Origin of the sequence: Kitasatospora sp. NPDC058965, assembly GCF_042741245.1 — a bacterium.
GTDB lineage: Bacteria > Actinomycetota > Actinomycetes > Streptomycetales > Streptomycetaceae > Kitasatospora.
The window spans coordinates 1-4523 of record NZ_JBHYKG010000142.1 but is presented as its reverse complement, the minus strand read 5'-3'; the positions used below and the strand labels follow the sequence as shown (position 1 = coordinate 4523).

Annotated in this window: 3 protein-coding genes; 2 read left to right on the top strand and 1 reads right to left on the bottom strand. The window is 75.9% G+C overall.

Translation table 11 applies throughout. The features are described 5' to 3' along the window. Positions 1-421: 421 nt before the first annotated feature. Complete coding sequence (locus ACFW1A_RS22795) at positions 422-1144, bottom strand: bifunctional DNA primase/polymerase (protein WP_380410982.1); 723 nt, start codon at positions 1142-1144, stop codon at positions 422-424. Positions 1145-1580: 436 nt separating this feature from the next. Between ACFW1A_RS22795 and ACFW1A_RS22790 the strand changes: the two genes are divergently transcribed. Continuing rightward, positions 1581-2957, top strand: a complete 1377-nt coding sequence (locus ACFW1A_RS22790) for a twin-arginine translocation signal domain-containing protein (protein WP_380410981.1) — start codon at positions 1581-1583, stop codon at positions 2955-2957. A 248-nt stretch (positions 2958-3205) separates the two neighbouring features. Continuing rightward, positions 3206-4486 (top strand): hypothetical protein, encoded by a 1281-nt coding sequence (locus ACFW1A_RS22785; RefSeq protein ID WP_380410980.1) that lies wholly within the window; start codon positions 3206-3208, stop codon positions 4484-4486. Positions 4487-4523 lie beyond the last annotated feature (37 nt).

Genomic DNA, 4523 nt, shown 5'->3' with positions numbered 1-4523 from the left:
GGGGCGCGGGCGCGCCGCCCGCCGCTGCGGACAGTCACGGCCGCCCCCCGGTGGTGGGCGCCCCCCGGGTCGTCGCGGGGCGCTCCCGCCCCGCCCCGCCCCGGGGGCCGGGCCCCCAACCCCCCGGTTCCCCTCCGATCCCTCCCTGTCCCCCCTGCCGCCGCCCGGCTTCCCCGTCCAGGCGTCCCCTTCGGCATCCCCCCGGTCCTCGACGCCCCGGTGTGCCCCTTTCGTCTCGGTTTGGGCTTTTCGCGTCTCGCGGTGATTCATCCCCGCGGCACCTGCGGCCAACCCCCGGGCGCTGTCACACGAACGAGCGGCTTACCCCCGGGGGCGGGCCGGGTACACCGGTCTCTTATGCGCCCGGACACGCCGAGGAGCGGACCCGGTCACCGGGTCCGCTCCTCGGGCTGACGGCGGGTCAGCGCACCGGTGCCACCTGCACGGGGCCGGGCGCGGCCACCCGCGGTGCGGCGGGGGCCTCCCGGCCGCAGGCGTAGGCCAGCGGGTTGATCAGCTCCGCCGCGTCCGGCAGCCAGCGGTTCAGCGCGGACGGCGGCCGGGCCCACTGGGCGAAGCCGTACGGCCCGCTGCGGGACGGCGGCGCGACGATCCACTCGCCCTCGCCACGGCCCGTCAGGTCCAGCCGTCCGGGCGCCCAGCCGAGCTTGCGGAGCATCTCCGGCAGCTTGGCCAGGCTGCCCGGCAGCACCAGGAAGAGCAGTCGGCGCCCGTGCTGCCCGGGGGCGGGCGGCGCCTCCAGCACCGGGCCCAGCTGGAGCTCCATCCGCTCCATCCGGGCCAGGGCCAGGCAGCCGGCCCGCTCCGGCACGTCCAGCGCGTCGAACGAGCGCCCGGCCGGCAGCAGGATCGAGGCCTGCGGGCTGTCGGTCCACCAGCGCCGCACCACGCCGGGCCCCGCGCTGGCCCGCCGCCGCCAGTCCTGGGAGGCGGGGTGGGCGCCCGGCAGCGGGCAGTCCGCGGCCCCGCAGGAGCAGCGGGCCGGCCCCTCCCCGTCGACCAGGTGGGTGCCCGGCACGACCTCCCAGTGCCGCTCCTCCGCGTACCGCACCGCCTCGATCAGCAGCGGGGAGATCGGTCTGCCGTCACTGCCCGGTTCCGGGGCTGAAGGGGTCTCATCCACGTGCTGCTCAACTACCGGCCCAGGGGGCGGTTACGGGCCGTGGCCGGGAGATGGGAATGTCACTCGAACCGGTGATCAAGGCGGTCGGCACGTAAAGTCGATGGGCCGACCGGGGGGTGGCGTGCCCTGGCGTGCTCCGTGGCGCCAACTCGGCGCGCGGGCAGGCGTTCGGGCAGCGTTGGGGCGCCGTTCGCCCGGGGGCGGCCAGGTGGGCGCAGTGGGGGCGCACAGGAGCATTTTCCCGGGCGCGCATGGGAAACAGGTCGTCCGCATGGGTATCCCGATGGTGTCGTTGATCGCTAACCTGGCCTCAAGTTCCTTCACTGGCCGGGTAGTCGGCACGCCGCCGGGCGCCCGCGCCCGCGTCGGCCGACACCAGAGCAGCAGAGTCGACGCCCGCCGGCCGGAACCCGGGGGCGCTGGGGAGGCGAAGCCCATGGCCGCGAGACCACTCGTCGCACGACAGCCCAACGAGCGTCTGCAGCAGCTGATCCAGGAGGCGAGCTGCTCCAACGCGGGACTCGCCCGCCGGGTCAACCTCTGCGGCGCCGAACACGGGCTCGACCTGCGGTACGACAAGACCTCGGTCGCCCGGTGGCTGCGCGGCCAGCAGCCGCGCGGCCAGGCGCCCCAGGTGATCGCCGAGGCGCTCGGCCGCAAGCTCGGCCGCGGCGTCACGGTGGACGAGATCGGCATGGCCGACGGCAAGAACCTGACCTCCGGCATCGGCCTGCAGTTCGCCGCCACGCTGACCGGGGCGGTCGAGCAGGTCTGCGAGTTGTGGCGCAGCGACGTCAGCCGGCGCGACTTCCTGGGCGGCGCCACGGTGGCCGCCTCCGCCCTGGTCGAGCCCAGCCGGGACTGGCTGATCACCCCGCCCGACCCGGTGGTGGCCCGGGCCGGCGGCCCCCGGGTCGGGCCCTCGGACGTGGCGGCGATCCGGGCCACCACCGAGATGCTGGTCGACCTGGACCACCGGTTCGGCAGCGGGCACGTCCGCCCGGTGGTGGTGCACTACCTGAACAGCGTGGTCTCCGGGCTGCTCGGCGGCGGGTACCGGGAGGAGACCGGCCGTCAGCTCTTCGCCGCGGTGGCCCGGCTGACCGAACTGGCCGGCTACATGGCGGTGGACACCGGTCAGCCCGGGCTCGCCCAGCGCTACTACATCCAGGCCCTGAGGCTGGCTCAGGCGGCCGACGACCGCGGCTACGGCGGCTACGTGCTGGCCGCCTCGATGAGTCACCTGGCGGCCACCCTGGGCAACCCGCGGGAGATCGCCCAACTCGCCCGCGCGGCGCAGGAGGGCGCCCGCGCGGTGGCCACCCCGACCGCGATGGCGATGTTCTACGCCGCCGAGGCCCGCGGCCACGCGCTGCTGGGCGACGCCCGGTCCTGCGAGCTGGTGGCGGCCAAGGCGGTGGCGGCGATGGAGCAGCGCCGGCCGGAGGACGACCCGGACTGGATCGTGCACTTCGACGAGGCCTACCTGGCCGACGAGTTGGCGCACTGCTACCGGGACCTGGAGCAGGCCAAGCAGGCCGAGCGGCAGGCCCGGATCGCGCTCGAACTGCACCCGCCGACCCGGGTGCGCCGCCGCGCGGTGGACCTGGTGCTGCTGGCCACCGCCCAGCTGCAGCAGCGCGAGGTGGAACGGGCCTGCGAGACCGGGACCCAGGCGATGCGATTGCTCGGCGGGCTGCGGTCGAACCGCGGGGTCGAGTACCTGGACGACTTCCGGCGCCGGCTGGAGCCGTTCCGGGACCACCAGGTGGTGCGGGAGTTCCAGCAGCGCGCGGAGGTGGAGGCGGCGTGACGGACTGTCGGCGGGCCCGTGTTCGAGTCCGGAAAGTACCCTGCCCGCCTGCACACCCCCGGGGGTGAACCGGTAGCGTGGGCGCGAGGTTCCGAAGAACTCCAGCAGAAGTGGTCCGCCGTCAGCGCGGAAGAACCGAGGAAGGCCCGGGTGCTCGCACCGTACAGACAGCGCGGGCGGTCCGTTCGACGGACCGCCGCCGTGGCGCTGCCGGTGTGCCCGTGCCCGTGCACAGGTGAGGAATCGCGTTGAGCCAGCGCCGCTCGTACCCCAACTCCGGTGACTTCAACCTGGACGACCTGTTCCGGCCGGAACCGGCCCAGGGCGGCCCGGCGGCGACCCCCGCCGCGGCCCCGCCCGGGCCGCAGCCGGGCCGGGCGCCGCAGGGCGGGGAGCCGGAGTACCTGGGCGGGCCCGGGGTGGCGCAGGGCGCGCCGTGGGGCGAGCAGCCGGCCGGCTACGCGGCCCAGGCGCCGGTCCAGGAGGCCCCGGCGACCCAGTACCTGCCGCCCTACCCCACCAACGACCCGCAGGCGGGCTACGGCGGCCAGCAGGGCTTCGCGCCGGGCGGGGTGCCGCAGCAGCAGAGCTTCGGCGGCCAGCAGACCTTCGGCGGCGGGCAGTCGTTCGGCGGGCAGCCGTCCTTCGGTGGCCAGCAGGGCTTCGCCGAGGGCGGGCAGCCGTCCTTCGGCGGCCAGCAGAGCTTCGTCGAGGGCGGCCAGCAGACCTTCGGCGGCCAGCAGCAGGGCTTCGAGGGCGGCCAGCCGTCCTACGGCGGCCAGCAGGGCTTCGGGCAGCAGACCTACGGCGGCGGGCAGACCTTCGGCGGGCAGCCGGCGCCGGCCGAGCAGACCACCCGGCTCGGGCGGGCCGGCGCCGGCTCCTCCCGCCGTCCGGGCGGCCTGTCGCGCAACGCGGTGATCGGCGGCCTGGTCGCCGTCTGCGCGGTCGGCGCGATCATGGTGGCGGTGCTCGGCTCCGGCGGCAGCGACAAGCCCAAGCACCGCGACGCGAAGCCGGCCGCCAGCACCGCCGTCACGCAGACCGGGTCCGGCGGCAGCCCGTCCGCGCTCAGCGCCGACGCGCAGGCCCAGGCCCAGGCCCTGTCCGGCCTGCTCGGCACGGCCAACAGCAGCCGGCAGGCGGTGATCGGCGCGGTCGGCGCGATCAAGAACTGCGACAACCCGGCGAACGCGCAGACCGCGCTCGACCAGGCGGCCACCCAGCGCAAGCAACTGCTGACCTCGCTGGCCGCGCTCAAGGTGGACAAGCTGCCCACCGGCCAGCAGCTGGTGGACCAGCTCAACCAGGCCTGGCAGGCCTCGGAGAGCGCGGACGAGGCCTACGCGGCCTGGGCCGGCGACGCGGTGGCCGGCTGCGACCCGAGCAAGCAGGGCGACAACCCGCACCGCCAGGCCGGCGACACCGCCAGCGGCCAGGCCAGCACCGCCAAGAAGCAGGCCGCCTCGCTCTGGAACGCCATCGCCACCCAGGCGAGCCTGCCGAACCTGACCGAGTCCCAGCTCTGACGCCGCGGGCCGGTGCCCGCCCCGTGCAGGGGCGGGC